Source organism: Bacteriovorax sp. BSW11_IV (assembly GCF_000447755.1).
In the GTDB taxonomy this organism is placed as follows: Bacteria; Bdellovibrionota; Bacteriovoracia; order Bacteriovoracales; family Bacteriovoracaceae; genus BSW11-IV.
On record NZ_AUNE01000012.1, the window covers coordinates 1 to 16,635 of the forward strand.

A 16,635-nucleotide genomic window follows, 5' to 3' on the forward strand; every position below is an offset into this window, starting at 1 on the left:
GCGCTGTGACAACTTCTGGGTGCTTTTGTGCGTAGGCAAGTGATAGAGTAGAGCCCCAGCTTCCACCGAAAACGGCCCACTTATCAATATTGAGGTAAGTTCTAATTTTTTCGATATCGTTGATTAAATCCCAAGTTGTATTTTCTTCAAGGACAGCAAAGGGTTTACTTTTTCCACAACCTCTTTGATCAAAAAGAATGATGCGATATTTCTCTGGATTGAAATAGCGTCTGTGAGTTGCGTTTACGCCGCCTCCTGGACCACCATGCAGGAAAACGACTGGAGTTCCATTTGGATTTCCACATTCTTCGAAATAAATTTCGTGAATATTAGAAACTTTTAACATCTCTTGATTGTAGGGAGTAATTTCTGGATACAGTTCTCTCATGATAACCTCTATTAAAATATAAAATTCAATCCTAATTGAAATTGGTTGAAGTTTGCTCCTACTGCAGTTTTGATCTGGGAGCGCACTTCAAGACTTGAACTAAGCTCTTTTGCCAATTCGATATCAGCGTAGGGGTATTTTATCATGCGCTCTTTATTTGTCATCAGATACTCATATCCTAAAAGCGCCTTTACATTAATGATCTTTTTATAAACAAATCCTAGTTCAGGTATAAATTTGAAATGGAGTTGTCCTTCAAGAGATTTCTGATAACTAAGATCACTCGAAATAGTGAAAAATGATCTTAATTTCTTTGTGAAATTTTCGAAGGCCATCCCTGCGCCTAATGTTAAATTTGGGGCCAGAGGTTCTGAGTGAAAGAATCCTCTGCTTGCGCCCATTTTCCACAACCATGCAGGAGTGAATTTATTATTGCTAGGCTCAATAGAGAAAACATCTACCAGATAGAAGTCTTGGAGTTTGATGTTTTTTTCATCATAGTAAAAAGTCATTTTCAAAAGATCGAGTTTTGAAAAAGCAATATGTCCAACATCATTGTTTAATTCATCATGCCAACCCATGCGAAACGATAAACTATGGAATTGTTTTTTGTTTTTTAGGCCACCCATTATTTTTAGGGCCTTTGTTTTATGGGCGAGATGTGGAGGTGTGTAGTTTATTTTTTTCTCGATGACTTTTCCGGATGCTTCTTTGGATCTTTTAACCAGAAGCTTATGGTAAAGAGTTTCATCGCTTTCACTAAGTGTGCCCATCGCAGAGTATTTTTTCAATTTTAAGGCATGCACGGCGCTCTCAAGTGTTTTTGTATTCGTTTTCACATCAACACCTGAAAGAAGCATTTCTAATTGATTTTTTTCTTCTGGTGAAAGCTCATTTAAGTATTGCTCCATTTGAGTTCTAAGTGAGGGACGCGCTTTTTTGAAATGGGCCTTATTCTTTTCTACCAGTACTTTTAAGGTATCAATTGGAGAGACATAGAACGGGAGTTCATTTAAAAAACTATTATCAGGGGCCGCACCTTCTAGAAGAGCTAGAATTTGAAAAGAGCAATTTTCATCAAAAAAATAATAATCTGAGTAACCAACGTTTTCCATTTCCCAAACAAGGGATAAGAGTCGGTCAATTTCTTTTTCATTGAAATCGAGATTATATTCGAAGATATCGCGATTTTCATAATTGTTGTATTCGTTGATTTTTAAGTAGTAGGGCATAAGTGAGTAGTGACCTTCATACATGCCAAATACTCCAAAAATTGCAAACTCTATCCCACCATCACTTCCAGTTGTTGCAGCATAATTTAGTCCATAGTCTAAGAGGTCACTGGCCCCTTGATCTTGATTTTTTTTGTTATTGATACGAAGAAAAGTATGACCAAAAATACTCGCAGGATTATTGGGATATGATGAAGCAAAAATCAGTGAAATATCTTTTGCGTTAAGGGCCTTAATCCAGGTTTCATAATCTGTACAAGGACCGTAATCAGGTAATTTGAAAGCATCTTTTAGAATTTTGTAGCGGCCAGTAAAAGTACAATGTGCTTTATGTTTTAGCTTGCCAAAAGTCTGATTACTTTTGAAAGCTTCAATTGTTGCCACGAGTTCTCTTTCAGGATTTGTTTTTCCATCAGGGGCAAGGAAAAACGTACTGGCGTCAATTCTACTTTTATAACCAAAGATAGTCTTTTCGTACTGAAGGGCCTTAAGCCATGAATCGGATTTTGAAAATTCAGAGAGTGAAATGGCCCAAGAATTTTGGGCCATAAAGAAAAAATTAAATAACAGCGTACTCGCAAGTATTTTTAAGAGTTGCATTTTGATTAATCACGCTCTTTACATTGTTAAGCATTTTAGCTGGTGTTGTTGTATCTGCTTTAAAGATAGTTTCATATTGAGATTTTGTCACATCATTAAAAAGTTTTTGATCTGACATTTCACAGCCCAAAGTTGCAGCGAATGCTTCTAGGTATTCACCTTCTCCCATGGCCATTTCCATTCTCAAATTTTCCATATTTGCCTCAGCGTAATAAACTGGGGCCATATCTCTTTTCACGATTGAGTGTTGTGTACATCCACTTGTTCCAGTTGTGATACCGAAAAGCTGAGAAGAGAACGATGCATTTGTTGTTGCTCTAAAAAGAGCAGAAACAATAGAATTTTTCTTCCAAATTAGACTACCAAGTCCACAACCTACAGAGCTATCTGCAAGTGTGTTCAGAGAAAGTAGAGCAATAGTTGCAATCAATAGTTTTTTCATTGTGGCCCTCCATGGACAAAATAATTTACATTTAGCTTACATGAGTCCTTGTAAAGCTTCAAATATTTAAGCTTGCCGTGCGCGTTATTGTCAATGAGGAGGACTTTTCATATTCTGTGGGTCATTTTGAGAGAGGGGACAGATGCTAGGGTATTTACTGACGGCCGACTTTGAAGATCAAGGAAACCGACATCTTTTAAATTTTTTTGGTACCAGCGATAAAGGCCCATTTCGGATAGTAGTGGATAACTTTAGACCACTATTTTTCATTGAACGATCACATACCTCCCTTAGACTAACCACTCGCCATGAGAGAAAAGAAGTTAAACTTACGAACTTCAATGGCGTTGATGTGGATTGTCTTTATTTTGATACCCAAAGAGATCTTTATACAGCAAAAGATGAATTACAGGCCCAAGGAATTAGAACTTATGAGGCCGATGTCCGCTCTCCTGAGCGCTATTTAATGGAGAGATTTATCAATGCGTCTCTTTTCATTGAAGGGCAAGCTCAAATGATCGACGGGATTTTGACTTATAAAAATCCTGTGATGAAAAAGGCCAATTACAGACCGACTTTCAATGTGATGTCACTTGATATCGAAACTTCAATGGGCAATGATCTTTATTCTATAGGTATTCATCAAATTGGCGCCAAAGAAATCAAGAAAGTTTACATGGTGGGTGACTCTCACAGACAAGTGAATGAAGAGTTATACTTATTTCCCAGTGAGCGAGAATTGCTCATTCAGTTTAATAATGAATTTCTAGAAATTGATCCCGATATTATTGTGGGTTGGCATATTATTGGTTTTGATTTCCGTTTTCTAGAAGGAAAGTTTAAGCAATACAATCTTCCTTTTAATCTGGCCCGCGCTAACGGTAAATTTCAGATCTCAGAAAAAAAAGGAATGGGTTGGTTTTCAAAGGCCTGTGGTCGCGTTGTTATTGATGGCCCTCCTGCGCTTAGAAATGCATTTTATAGCTTTGATAATTTCAAACTCGAAACAGTGGCCCGAGAAGTTCTTGGTACAGGTAAAGACATTGCAAGTGGTGGCCCAGATAAAGTTGAAGAGATTACAAGACGTTTTCATGAAGATAAGGAATCACTTGCAAAATATAATCTTCTAGATTGTACTCTTGTTCTTGATATTTTCGCCAAGACAGGTCTAATTGATCTTATTGTTACAAGAACATTGCTTTCAGGAATGTTGATGGATCGAATAGGTGTTTCTACAGGTGCCTTTGATCATTTCATGCTACCAAGCATTCATCGCAAAGGTGTTGTCATTGGTAATGTTATAGATATTGAAAGACTTGTACATGCGGCCGGTGGACATGTGATGAGTCCAAAAGAAGGACTTCATGAACATGTTGTCGTGCTAGACTTTAAGAGTCTGTATCCTTCAATTATTCGCACATTTAAAATTGATCCTTATTCGCGCATTAAATCTAATGTAAATACTGTCACAACACCTGTTGGGATCTCATTTTCTAAAACGGAACATATTCTTCCTGATTTTATTGAAAACCTTTTTGAAAAAAGAAAAGAGGCCAAAATTAAAGGAGATGATTACTTATCTCAGGCCATTAAAATCTTAATGAATTCATTCTATGGAGTCATGGGCTCTGGAGGCTCTCGTTTTTATCATGCCGATCTTCCCACTGCAATTACTGGAACAGGGCAGTGGATTCTAAAAAATGCGATGAGCTTCTTAGAAGGCAAAGATTATGAAGTCGTCTATGGCGATACTGATTCTGTTTTTGTGAAACTTAAGTTTATTGATATCGGAAGAGTTCACGATAAAGCGAATCAGTTGGCAGAGTCTCTTAATAAATATTTTTCTGAAAAAATTATGAAAGAGTTCAGGGTGGAGTCTCATCTTGAAATTGAATACGAAAAATATTACCGAAAATTGTACTTCCCACCAGCTCGTTCCGGTGAAGGGGGAGCAAAAAAACGTTATGTAGGGCTCTTACAAAAATCTGTAGGAATAGAGAATATTCACTTCTCAGGAATGGAGTATGTGAGAAGCGATTGGACAAAGCTTGCTAAAAAGTTTCAAATGGAGCTTTATGAGAAGTTTTTTGCAGGAGTATCTGTCGATAGTTTTATAAAAGATTTTATTAAAGAGTTTAAAGAAAACCCAAACGTTAATGATCTCATTTATAAAAAACGACTAACTAAAAGTGCGGATGAGTATATAAAATCAATCCCACCCCATGTAAAGGCCGCAAAACTTCTCATTGAAAAAACTGGTCATACCAATTTAAAATCAATCCGATATGTTATTACTCGTAGAGGTCCTATTCCGATTGATTTTGAACCAAAAGATATTGATTACGATCACTATATTGAAAAACAAATTCGCCCCATAGCCGAAGATGTTTTAAAAATTTTAGAAAAAAGTTTTGACGATTTAACTCTTGGGGATCAACTAACCCTGTTTTAGTGAGAGCTTATGAAAAAAATGTATCACAAATGGCTTATTGTTTTTGGAACACTTGGTGTGCTGGCCTTGTTGATATATATATTTGAAATAAATGCTCTTCGCTATGTCTGCGATAAAGAAAATAACAACTCAGCATGCTTTTTACTTTATCAAAAACTTAAAGATGAGTCGCCACAAGAGGCCAATGAATACCTTAGCCGTTCTTGTAGTTTAGGCTATGAGCTTGCGTGTAAAGAATTAAAAAAATAATTTGAAGTTCACTCCAAATTGCATCTCACTAGGAAGTTGCATGGGCGAAACGATTTTTTTTGCATCAAGGCTATTCCATTCAACAGCATTAACGTCGTGGTATAAAGGAAATGCAAAGTTCGTTTCAACACTGACGGTATTATCCAGAGAATTTGAATAGAATTTTCTTTCTACACCTAATTGAACATTAAGAGTCTCACGTGTTCTTTCATTTTCATAAAAGCTTTCAGTAAAAACGCGAAGCGGTGTTGTCACTTGGACTTCGCCAGGCATGAGCAAAGGACTCACTTCATCAGAGAGAAAAGCAAAACTAGGTCTTAAAAAGAGTGAAAGGACGAGAATCAAAAAATTTGCCATATCTTTTTATAAGTCATGGGTAATCAATTGAAAACACAGATTTCATGACAATATATTCTGGCGGTGGCTTAAATAAATTTTCTACATTAAGTGCGCAAAACCACTTGAAATTAAAGAAAACTGTGCAGTCATGATGAAAGTTGTTCACAATAATACCGAAGAAGATATTTGAGGTGGATATTGATTCTTAGGGTGTTTTTTTGCACATTCTTATTTCTTTTATATTCCTGTGTGGTCGACAAGGGAACCATAAAAGTTTCAGGGTTTGGACAAGGGGTCTTTGGTGCAAAAACTCAAATGGATAAAGTCGCAGTTAGTTCAGTTCAAATCATCAACAATCAACTTCGTATCCATGGCACAGGTCTTATTGGTGCTAAAAATATCAAAATCCAATCAGATGCAGTTCTAGAAAATTTTTCTATAGAATCGATTTCAGATACTCTGATCGTCGCAAATGCGCTCAAGGTTATTAACTTCAAAGCACAAGCTCTCTTTAATTTAGTTATCAGCGACTCCTTTGGTGCTGCAACTTTTCCTATAACTTTTGAAATACAGGATGGGGCCGTTACAGCTGCTAAGCTTCATCATATGAACGCCAATGATGGCGACGTTTTAATTTTTAATGATTCGACCCAGAAATGGGAGCCACGTCCTTTATCAGGACTTTCTTATAAAGGGACATGGGATGCTTCATCAGATATAGAGCCAAGTGCATCTGCCACGGCAGGTGATTACTGGGTAACTTCTGTATCTGGTATAACAACTTTTGGAAGTGGTCTTTCTTTTTCATCCGGCGATTGGATTATTTTTAATGGAACTGATTGGCAGAAAGTGGCAAATACTTCAGATGTGGTTTCATTTAACGGTAGACAAGGAGTCGTTACACCAAGTGAAGGCGACTATTCAATAGACCAACTTTCAGATGTTGATACAAGCACTTCACCACCTAGTAATGGACAAGTTTTAAAATGGGATGGTTCTAAATGGGCGCCGGCCGTTGATAGTACAGGTGTCGCATCAGGTTCTGTTACAAGTGGCGATATAACTGATAATTCAATAACAGATGCCGATATCAATTCTAGTGCAAATATATCACAATCCAAGATACAAAACCTTTTAAGCGATCTCTCTTCTAAACTTTCTCTTACTGGTGGAACTCTTTCAGGTGCTCTCGATATGGGCGGAAACAATATTGGAAATATTGGAACTGTCGATGGCGTAGATATCCCAGCACTATCAACAAGTGTAACAAATAATACATCAAATATATCTATTAATGCAGGTGACATTTTAGCGCTACAAGGAAGTGCATCTTCGCTAGCAACAGATATTTCTAATCTTCAAAATAAAAACGTAGAGGCCATGAATACGGCGTGTAGTGATGGGCAGATTTTAGAGGCATCAGGTGGAAATTTTGTTTGTGCCAATATGTCAGCTACGGCCTCGAATTATTGGGTTCAATCAGGAAGTGATATCTACTATAACTCAGGTAATGTTGCTATTGGTGCAGCTACATCTGGTGTTAAAGTGGGAATTGGGGGAAGTTTATATAATAGTGCAGGTAATAAGCTTCATATTGTTAATACTAGTTCATCATCAATTATTGGGATTGGAGAAGATTCAAATAATTATGGTGAAATGTTTTGGAATGATCTTGGAAACTATATTGGTTTTTCTACTAAATCTGCGGGCACTTCATATTCAGGTGTTTTGGTAATAAAAGATGGCAAAGTTGGTATTGGAGATACGAATCCAAACGAAAAGCTAGATGTCGCAGGGAAAGTAAGGGCCACAGAGTTTTGTATTGGTGTCGATTGTGTTTCTGCATGGCCATCTGGTGGAGGCGCGAGTGGAACAGTCACCTCTATTTCTGCTGGAGTTGGCCTTACTGGCGGCACTATTACAACATCAGGAACTTTAGCCGTAGATGTTGGAGTTGCGGCGGGAAAAATTCCGCAACTTGATAGCTCAGGTAAATTACCTACAACTGTTGAAACTGATCCGAGCGTTTCAGCTTTTGCAAAAGCAGCTCTTCCGACATGCTTAGCAGGACAGGTTCTAAAATCCGATGGGACTTCTCTAACTTGTGTAAGCGATATTGATACTGATACTGACACAAACACGACTTACACAGCGGGCGGCGGTCTGTTGTTAACGTCAACAACATTTTCGATTGCAGCACAAGGAATTTTAGATACTAATTTATCCGGATTATCTTCAAGCTGTGCTAACGGTCAAATACTACTAACAAATGGTTTGGGCTCTTTTTCTTGTGGTGATTTGCAATGGGGAGAAAATCTTGGAGATCTCTTCTTCAATACTGGCTCTGTGACCATTGGGGGAACAACTGCTGATAGTAGTGCTATTTTTGATATTCAATCTAACTCAAAAGGGCTTCTTCCTCCTCGAATGACAACTGCGCAAAGAAATGCCATTTCATCACCTGCAGAAGGTTTGATGGTTTATGATTTAGATGAGAAGAAGTTGTATAATTTTTCAAATGGCGCATGGACCAGAGTGAACTCTGGTGCTTTGAACTTATCTTCTGTTACTCCATTATCCATGACCTTTTCTCCGGCGCCAATTGCTCTTTATAGCTTCGATGATAACACTTTAGATGCAAGTGGTTTATATGATGGTACTCCAACGTCGATCGGCTATATACCTGGGCGATTTAACAAAGCGGCCTACTTTGATGGAAGTACTTCCCGCATTGTTCTTCCAAACTCTTTGCAAACATTTTTTGGATCAGATTTTACTGCATCTGTTTGGGTTAAATTAAATACTAATTCTGGTTCTCAAACAATTTTCAACTTTAGAAACTCAGCCGCAGACAATTCATCATCAGATCGAAAAGCTGGTTTTTTAAATATTTCAAATGGTGAATGGCAGGTGACATATAAAGGTTCTTCCAATGGTTCACAAATTCAAAAAGAAGCAACATTTGGGCCGAATGTTGGAGAGTGGTATCACGTTGTCATTAGAAAAATGGGGAATGACTTCACTTTCTTTTTAAACGGTGAACTTGTTCCTGAACTGGGGGCAACAACTTCGGGAACAACAGCACTAACAAGTAATCTTTTGCAATTAGGAAGACATGCTTATTCTGGCGCAATTACGGGGTACTTAGATGGTGCTTTGGATGATTTTGCGATGTGGGATCAATCTTTAAGTGATGTTAAAATTGCAGAAATTTACAATATGGGAAAACTTCAAATTGCAAATGATGTACAGCTTGCTATTACAAGTAACAGTATTGGTACATCTCACATTGTAGATGGAGCAATTTCTAGCGACGATCTTGCAAGTGGCAGTGTTACTTTGGATAAAGTTGATTTTGCTAGCAATGATGGTATTAATATTCCTCAACTGACATCAGACCCGGTCTCAGGGATTGCAGGTCAAACTTACTTTAATACAACAACAAAAACATTGATGGTTCATGATGGTACAAGCTGGGTAGCGGTATCAAGTGCTGGTAGTGGAGTAACTTCTACAAATTTCTATGAGAGTACTTGGACAACTGTTGCCGCTTCAACCAAGTATACTTTTGCTCATGGCCTGAGTGAGGCGCCTTTAGTTGTTCAAGTTCTTGCAAAGAATAATACAACAGGCATCATTACAATGATGTCTCCGCAGTACGCTTATGGTTATAGCACATACGGTGGTCTGAATTCAGTATCATCTGATGCTACAAATGTTTATGTTAGAACTACAGCTGATCGGCTTGGAGCTTATTCTGATGCTGGCGCAGGTGGTAATATAGATTTTTCAAACTCAACAATTCGAGTTGTCGCATGGACAAAAAATGCTTTTGGAGGAGGGGCTTCTAGTGGAGGTTCTGGTAGTCCTTCTTCATGGGAAAATGTTCCATTGGCCGATACTTCAAGTTTTGATATTAATTGCGAGTATAGGTTTACTGCAGACTCTGTAGAGTATAAGGCGAATGCTGTAAGCCCTGATAAAATTCAATTCAATTCCAACACAATGAATTCTAATTCTACTTCTTCATTTATTTCAATTGCTAGCTCGAATAAAACGAGTGCGGCTTCACATCAAGATAACTGGTCTAATAATTCAATTGGAAGTGCTAAGACTGTAACAAACATTGTGAAGCGTTGTGGTGCAGTAACTGTATCAGAGATTGATAACCTTGGAAATCACACGGCCACAGAAAATCTTGATCTTGGTACAAATAAGTTGGTTGGAAATGGCGGCATATCGGGAATTGAAATCTCTGCATCTGGTAATGTGGGAATAGGGGTCTCTTCTCCTTCAGAAAGATTAGATGTAAATGGAAAAGTGAAAGGGACAGAGATCTGTATTGGGTCTGATTGTCGTGCTTCATGGCCAGTGATTCCTGCTGAGACTGATCCTACGGTGTCATCATTCGCAAAAACTGCTCTCCCAACTTGTGGCGCCGGTACTGTTTTAAAGTCAGATGGCACAAGCTTTAGTTGTGTTACTGATGTTGATACAACTTACAGCGCAGGTTCAGGCCTATCTTTAACAGGAACAACCTTTTCTGCAAATTTATCAGCGTCTAATATTCCTACTCTCGATGCCTCTAAAATTACAACTGGTTCTATGGCCACAGCAAGATTACCTGCATCTACAAGTTATTTAGGCAATTCTATAGAGTCTACAGAAATTACAGATGGAACAATTGCAGCAGCAGATCTCGCAAGTAGTTCAGTGACGACAGCAAAAATTGCCACTGGTGCAGTTACTTCTGCAAAACTAGGGTTAACGATAAAAGAATGTACCAGTTTTGGAACTTCAACTTGCACAGTGTATGGAAGTGTATATTTAGCAATGTGCCCAACGGGTTATTATGCCATGAGTGGAGGAGGGGCCTGTAATGTAAATCATTACATGCATGTTAATGGACCAACTGATGTTACTGCCATTTCCAATGGCTCTGGTTGGGCGGTTGGTTGTCGCAATAAAGCTGACAGTGCAGCCACCATTCCTGACTGGATCAGAGTAATTTGTGCTAAGTTTTAGTATTTAATAATTGCTTCTAAGTATTCTAGCAGGCATCATTTATTAATGAATGCTATTGCCAAAAAAGGACTGCATCTTTGTGATCTCTACAAAGACGCCTTCAAATTATTTTTTACAAAAAGAGGAACCAATCTTGCTGCCGCGAGTACGTTTTACCTTCTTTTAACTCTCATTCCTTTGGCGCTTTTAAGTTTTAAGATCGTAGGGCTTCTACTAGGAAATGTTCATGAAGTCTTGAATGAAACATTTGCCATTATAGGACGTTTTTTTCCCAATGCTATTCCTGAATTTTTGAATGGTATCAAAACGATGGTGATGAAGCCCTTGGATGCTAGTGGGGGAGTGACGACAATTAACATTTTCTTCTTGATGGTTTCAACATTCTCACTTTTTAATTCAATATGGTCGGGACTTTATTTTTTAACTGATAATAAAACACATGTGAGTTTAAAGAAGGCCATAAAGGATTTGCTCCTCGTGAGCTTTACTGTGAGTTTCTTGGGGATTTCTCTTGTTGTTCCTGGAGTTTTGAAATTCTTCCGTTTTCTTCTAACAAAAAATAGTGTTCTCGACATTATTGCTGAAATCGTTCCGCGCGGAGATGTTATTGTCCGCCTGTGGGTAAGTTCAAATTCTTTTTTCTTTTCACTCTTTGAAAGTGATCTTTTTTATGCAGCACTTCTTGTGATTTATATCACTTTTTTATTCCATTGGTTCTTCTCGAGGCACTTAAAATGGAAACAATCTTTCTTTGTTGCCACGTCATTTGTAATCTCACTATTAATTCTTAAAAGTCTTTTTTGGATTTATTTAAAATACGCAAGAGGCTCTCTGGCCGCTAATTATGGCGATTTCTATACTTTTGTCATTGGTGTTATGTGGCTTTATTTTGCAATGTGTTGCTTTTATCTCAGTCTTTGTCTTTGTCAGTCCTTTAAAAAAATTGCAGTCAAGAGTGAATAATAAGACTTCACTTGAGAAATTGTTCCAATCTCATTATGATCAAATTGTTTAAAGAACCTAATGGGAGACGAATTTGATTCGTGCATTAATTGACCTCTATATTCTTTTATTAATCGTTGACGTTATTCTGAGCTACCTTCCTCAATACAGAAATACTGTGTGGGGAGTGAAGGTGAGAAAGTTTGCAGATTTTACGTGTGCACCGATTAGAAGAATACTTCCTACTCACGATCTGCCTTTTGACTTTTCTCCGATGATTGTGATTTTGATTTTAAAGTTGCTCGAAGTTCTTTGGTAAGATATGCGACTTGTCATTCTGTGATCTGATTACTAAGATATTAGTAATGCATTCTATTGGATGGGAATGAAGGAACAAGAATGGACTCGAATCAAAACGAGATTGATTTTCTAGCAGGATTAACGCTGGAGTTATCTGATTCAATCAAAAATCGTACATACACTCCATCAAAGGAATTTGATGAAGACCTTATTGAATTTGAAAAATTCAAAGATTCATTTATTTTTGCTCCGATAGAAAACAATGGCCAGGATGAAGAAGTAGTGGGGCCAACTCTAGAAGAGTTAGAAGCACTATGCCTTGGTGTATTCGGATTCGAAGAAAATCATGAAGAAATAGTTGAAGAAGCTCCTGCAAGTTTTGAACCTGCAGTTCCTAGCTTTTTTACAACTTATGAAGACGTTCAAACTTTTGATATCGACTTTAAAATGCCAGATGAGGATGAAGAAGTTCTCAATGTCGAAGTCGAATTAGAATTTGAAGACCATAACGAGCAAGAAATTGTTGAACAAGTTGTAGAGGCCTTTGTAGAAGAAGAACCCTTTATCGATATTGTTCTCGATACGACGGCTCCTCTTGAAATGCCAGGGATTGCTTATAACGTTCTAGTTGGTGCAAGTACTTTCTGCGTTAAAGCACTCTGCTTAAAAGATCTTTCACGCTTTGAAATAAACGACAGCGTAAACTCGAGACTTAAGTTGGAAGAAGGCGATGAACCGCACTTTTTTGTAACAAATACTTGGGAAAGAGCTGAAGTTCTAGTTGATCAAATTGCTAATCGTCGCTTTACGAAACACGAAGATATGATTTGCAATATTGGTGACCCAGGCTTTAGCTGGTGGCTTGAAAAAAGAAGTAATGGCCTTAGTGTTTATTTCAAATCATACAAAGTTAATCGTGTTGACGAGGCCATTCGCCTTGGACCTATTGGAGATGTTCAAGTTGCTCTCATGAGGCTGTCTAAACTAGGTAAGGTATTCAAAAACTTTTTCCCAGTGAGTGAGTTTTCATGTGATGAAAATGCACTTCATTTTGCGACATCATTTGAAAATCAAGAGGCCATGAATAATCTCATTACTCTTTTTGAAAGAGGGGAGTTCCTCTTCAATCTTAATCAATTTCCTGATGATAAAGAGGCCCATACATTATTTCTCTACCTACAAGAACTCAGTGATGTGCGCGCTTGGTGGTTAGAGATTGATGAAATTGCCAATTCTTGATTGTTAAACTCGGAAATAAAAAGTTCTTGAGAATAATGAGACCTTTGATAAACTAATAATAAGTAACAGGATGTTACAAAACCAAAATAACAGGAAGTTATCGTTGGAATTCTCATTTAATCGTCCCCAAGGGGCACAGACGGCAAGTAGTGCGTCTGGAGCACCAACTAATCAATCTTCAAATGATTCGCTAGCAAGTGATAGGCTAAGAAAGGCCATCGAGCGCAATCGTGCAAAACAAATGATGCGCACAGGGGGAGCAACTCCTAGTGAAGGTGCAAGACCAAGCACGCAGACATCGATGGGTGCACGTCCACAACAGGCGCCGGGCCCAAGACCACAAACGATGGCACCACCTCCAGTTCCTCCGAAACAAACTATGGGGACAATGGGAATGGGAGCACCTAAGTCTGATGCACCTATTGGTGGTAGTTCTCTGGCCGAGAGATTGAAAGCAAAAAGAGAAGAGGCCTTAAACTCTGCAAGAAAATGGGATAACGGCGACAAAAAACCTGAAGCAGCAACAATGACTCGTCAAGCAAGCGCTGCACCTTCTGAATCATCACACGACTTATTTGCTACTAGAAAAAGCGTTGCCAAGCCAGAGAACTCTGAGCTTATGGGTGAATTGAAAAAGAAAACACAAGTTCCAACAACTCTTGCTTACGCTCCTGTTGCAGCTCCAAGTGTTAGAGCAAAAAGAAAAGTAAAAACGAAAAAAGATGGTGCAACAAAAGATATTAAAGCGAGATTTAATAATCTTGTTGTTAAAGGTGGTTGGTTGTTTTGTATTTTTCTAATGGGTCGATTGGTTTTCTCAGATGGGGGAATCATGGATTATTATTCGCAAAAAACTTTACTTGAAAATAAAGTCAGTGAACTTGAGGCGAACAAAAAAGAAAATGAAATGCTCGCCAAAGAAATTGAACTTATTAAAGATGATAGTAACTATCAAAAGAAAATCGTCCGCGACAATCTAGGGATGATTGCTAAGGACGAGTTTTTGATCCTATTTCCGAAAGAGACTTCTGACCGAGCCATTTAAGCACGGTCCCTTTTTTGATCTTTTTAGCAAGATCACTATCAGCTCTTAATTCTAAAACATAACGACATGTATAGAGTCCTGTCCTTGCAATGGGAGGGGGCTCTGTCATTCCTGGATGGGCCGGAACATTTCTTTCTACGTTTAGGACTTTTAAATCTTTATCTAAAAAGAAAATATCTAAATTAAAATGAGTGTCTGGCATCCAGAATTGGCGTTGTCCATCATCTGGGTAGTAGAAAAGAACGGCTTGATTCGTTGCGAAATCTTCCTTTTTCACACCAGATAAACCTTGGGCCTGTTCAATATCTGTGACAGCAACATGAACATTAATTTCAGCACCTTTTTCGATCTGAACTTTATGAACACCATTTTCTTCAAGTAAAGTCTTTTTAGCGAGGGCTTCACTTTGAAAAGACACCAATAGTAAGGCGATTAGGCCAATATTTCTAATGAGATTTGTTGTGTTTTGGGATATAAAAGTATTCATCACTAAAACTCTAGAAAGAATAAGGGAGAATGTAAATGAGTAAAGTGGAAGGATTAATGAGATCTCACACATGCGGTGAGTTAAATGAGTCTCATGTAGGACAGACTGTAGTTCTATGTGGATGGGTTAATAAGTACAGAAATTTGGGAAGCCTTCACTTTATTGATATCCGCGATAAGTACGGTGTAACTCAATTAGGGTTTGCTGACTTTAAAGGAGATCTTGCTCTTCTTAAAAAATGTTCACTAGAGTCTGTTATTTATGCAAAAGGTGTTGTTGCTAAAAGACCAGCGGAAGCACAAAACGCAAAAATGCAAACAGGTATGGTTGAAGTTCAAGTTGAAGAACTTCGCGTTCTTTCTCAATGTGATGTTGATCGTATTCCTTTTCTCCCACACGGAGCGATCGAGGCCACAGATGATTTAAAACTAAAATATAGATACCTAGATATTAGAACAAATAAACTTCAAAATCTTTTGAAGCTACGTTCAGATACTATGCAAAAGGTGAGATCAATTCTTGTTGGCGAAGGCTTCATTGAAGTTGAAACTCCAATCCTTTACAAATCAACTCCAGAGGGTGCGAGAGACTACGTTGTTCCTTCTCGTGTTCACCCAAATCACGTCTACGCTCTACCTCAGTCACCACAAACACTGAAGCAACTTCTGATGATTGGAAACACAGATAAGTATTTCCAAATTTGTAAGTGTTTCAGAGATGAAGACTTAAGAGCTGATAGACAACCTGAATTTACTCAAATCGATATTGAAGTTTCTTTCCCAACTCAGGAATATATTAAAAACCTAGTAGAGAAAGTTCTTAGAAATCTATTCAATATGCCTGAGAGCTTTTCTGTACCTGTTATGAGTTACGCACAAGCGATGAGAGATTACGGTTCAGATAAGCCAGATCTTCGTTTTGGCTTAAAGCAATATATCGTTAATGATATTTTTGCAGGAACGGACTTTGCAGTTTTTGCAAATGCTCTTAAAGAAAATGGTCTTGTTAAGACTTTCTTTGTACCTGCTGCGAATGCAAACTTTTCAAGAAAAGATACTGATTCATTTGTTGAAGTTGTTAAGCCTCACGGTGGAAAAGGTGTTGCGTTCTTTAAAGTTGATAAAGGTGAGAGAAGTGGTGGAATTGCAAAATTCATCACTGATGATATTCATGCAAAACTAAACGCACTTTTTTCTGAATCAGGTGACGGTACTTGGTTATTCTTTGCAGATGCTGACCACGATGTTGTTCACAACTGTGCAGATACCATGAGAAGACACCTTGGGCACAAGCTTGATCTTATTGAAGAAGGATTCAAATTCCTATGGGTAAATGACTTCCCACTTCTTGAGTGGTCAGATGATCGCTTCTTTGCAAAACACCACCCATTTACAATGGTAAAAGAAGAGCACGTTGATGCCTTTATTAACGGCGATGTTACTCAGAAAAATGGTCCTCTAAAAGATGTTGCCGCAAATGCATATGATATCGTTTGTAATGGTTATGAAATTGGTGGTGGATCTCTTAGAATTTTCGATCAAAAAGTTCAAAAGCGTATGTTCGAAGTTTTAGGCATGAGTGACGAAGAAGTTAAAAACCAATTTGGATTTTTCATTGAGGCCCTTAATTATGGTGTGCCTCCACATGGTGGTCTGGCATTTGGTTTCGACAGGCTAATGATGCTTCTTGCTGGCACAGAGAATATTCGTGACGTAATTGCATTTCCTAAGACAACTTCTGCAAGTGATCTTATGTCATCTGCACCAAGCGTTCCAAGTGCTGCCCAATTAAAGGAGCTACACTTCGAATGGTCTAAAAAGTAATTGTAAATATTCTTTAAAGGGAGAGTCATTCTCTCCCTTTAGTTCTTCTTCCTAAGGCCCTTATTAATTTTA

13 protein-coding genes are annotated in these 16,635 nt (G+C 38.0%); 8 read left to right on the forward strand and 5 right to left on the reverse strand.

Annotation, left to right across the window (positions count from 1 at the left end):
- The 3 genes from M899_RS04925 to M899_RS04935 all read right to left on the reverse strand — a co-directional run.
- Positions 1–388, reverse strand: a 388-nt coding sequence (locus M899_RS04925) for an alpha/beta fold hydrolase (protein WP_021270311.1), incomplete at its 3' end; no start/stop codon positions are given.
- An 11-nt stretch (positions 389–399) separates the two neighbouring features.
- Entirely contained in the window at positions 400–2,169 is a 1,770-nt protein-coding gene (locus tag M899_RS04930; protein WP_021270315.1) for an Lnb N-terminal periplasmic domain-containing protein, read from the reverse strand.
- Between the two features lie 10 nt (positions 2,170–2,179).
- Positions 2,180–2,662 (reverse strand): DUF3015 domain-containing protein, encoded by a 483-nt coding sequence (locus tag M899_RS04935; protein ID WP_021270332.1) that lies wholly within the window; start codon positions 2,660–2,662, stop codon positions 2,180–2,182.
- 142 nt (positions 2,663–2,804) lie between these two features.
- Between M899_RS04935 and M899_RS04940 the strand changes: the two genes are divergently transcribed.
- Together M899_RS04940 and M899_RS04945 are read left to right on the forward strand one after the other, a co-directional pair.
- On the forward strand, positions 2,805–5,114 hold the full coding sequence (locus M899_RS04940) for a DNA polymerase II (RefSeq protein ID WP_052610310.1): 2,310 nt from the start codon (positions 2,805–2,807) through the stop codon (positions 5,112–5,114).
- 9 nt (positions 5,115–5,123) lie between these two features.
- Entirely contained in the window at positions 5,124–5,363 is a 240-nt protein-coding gene (locus tag M899_RS04945; protein ID WP_021270318.1) for a hypothetical protein, read from the forward strand.
- Here the strand turns inward: M899_RS04945 and M899_RS04950 are convergent.
- A complete protein-coding gene (locus tag M899_RS04950) occupies positions 5,352–5,720 on the reverse strand; it encodes a hypothetical protein (RefSeq protein ID WP_034727943.1) in 369 nt (122 codons plus the stop codon). The genes M899_RS04945 and M899_RS04950 overlap by 12 nt on opposite strands.
- A gap of 231 nt (positions 5,721–5,951) precedes the next feature.
- Between M899_RS04950 and M899_RS04955 the strand changes: the two genes are divergently transcribed.
- The 5 genes from M899_RS04955 (at position 5,952) to M899_RS04975 (ending at position 14,253) form a co-directional block, all read left to right on the forward strand.
- Complete coding sequence (locus M899_RS04955) at positions 5,952–10,727, forward strand: LamG domain-containing protein (protein ID WP_155897096.1); 4,776 nt, start codon at positions 5,952–5,954, stop codon at positions 10,725–10,727.
- A 45-nt stretch (positions 10,728–10,772) separates the two neighbouring features.
- The gene (locus M899_RS04960; protein ID WP_021270322.1) at positions 10,773–11,690 is read left to right on the forward strand and encodes a YhjD/YihY/BrkB family envelope integrity protein; all 918 of its coding nucleotides are present in this window, start codon (positions 10,773–10,775) and stop codon (positions 11,688–11,690) included.
- Positions 11,691–11,763: 73 nt separating this feature from the next.
- A complete protein-coding gene (locus tag M899_RS04965) occupies positions 11,764–11,988 on the forward strand; it encodes a YggT family protein (protein WP_021270326.1) in 225 nt (74 codons plus the stop codon).
- An 80-nt stretch (positions 11,989–12,068) separates the two neighbouring features.
- Entirely contained in the window at positions 12,069–13,208 is a 1,140-nt protein-coding gene (locus tag M899_RS04970) for a hypothetical protein (protein ID WP_021270329.1), read from the forward strand.
- A 103-nt stretch (positions 13,209–13,311) separates the two neighbouring features.
- Positions 13,312–14,253, forward strand: a complete 942-nt coding sequence (locus M899_RS04975; RefSeq protein WP_021270328.1) for an FtsB family cell division protein — start codon at positions 13,312–13,314, stop codon at positions 14,251–14,253.
- Here M899_RS04975 and M899_RS04980 read toward each other — a convergent pair.
- Positions 14,198–14,740: a DUF192 domain-containing protein gene (locus tag M899_RS04980; protein ID WP_034727945.1), complete on the reverse strand. Its 543-nt coding sequence runs from the start codon at positions 14,738–14,740 to the stop codon at positions 14,198–14,200. The genes M899_RS04975 and M899_RS04980 overlap by 56 nt on opposite strands.
- 35 nt (positions 14,741–14,775) lie before the next feature.
- Here M899_RS04980 and aspS point away from each other — a divergent pair, with 35 nt between their 5' ends.
- A complete protein-coding gene (aspS, locus tag M899_RS04985) occupies positions 14,776–16,563 on the forward strand; it encodes an aspartate--tRNA ligase (protein ID WP_021270324.1) in 1,788 nt (595 codons plus the stop codon).
- Positions 16,564–16,635: the final 72 nt, after the last annotated feature.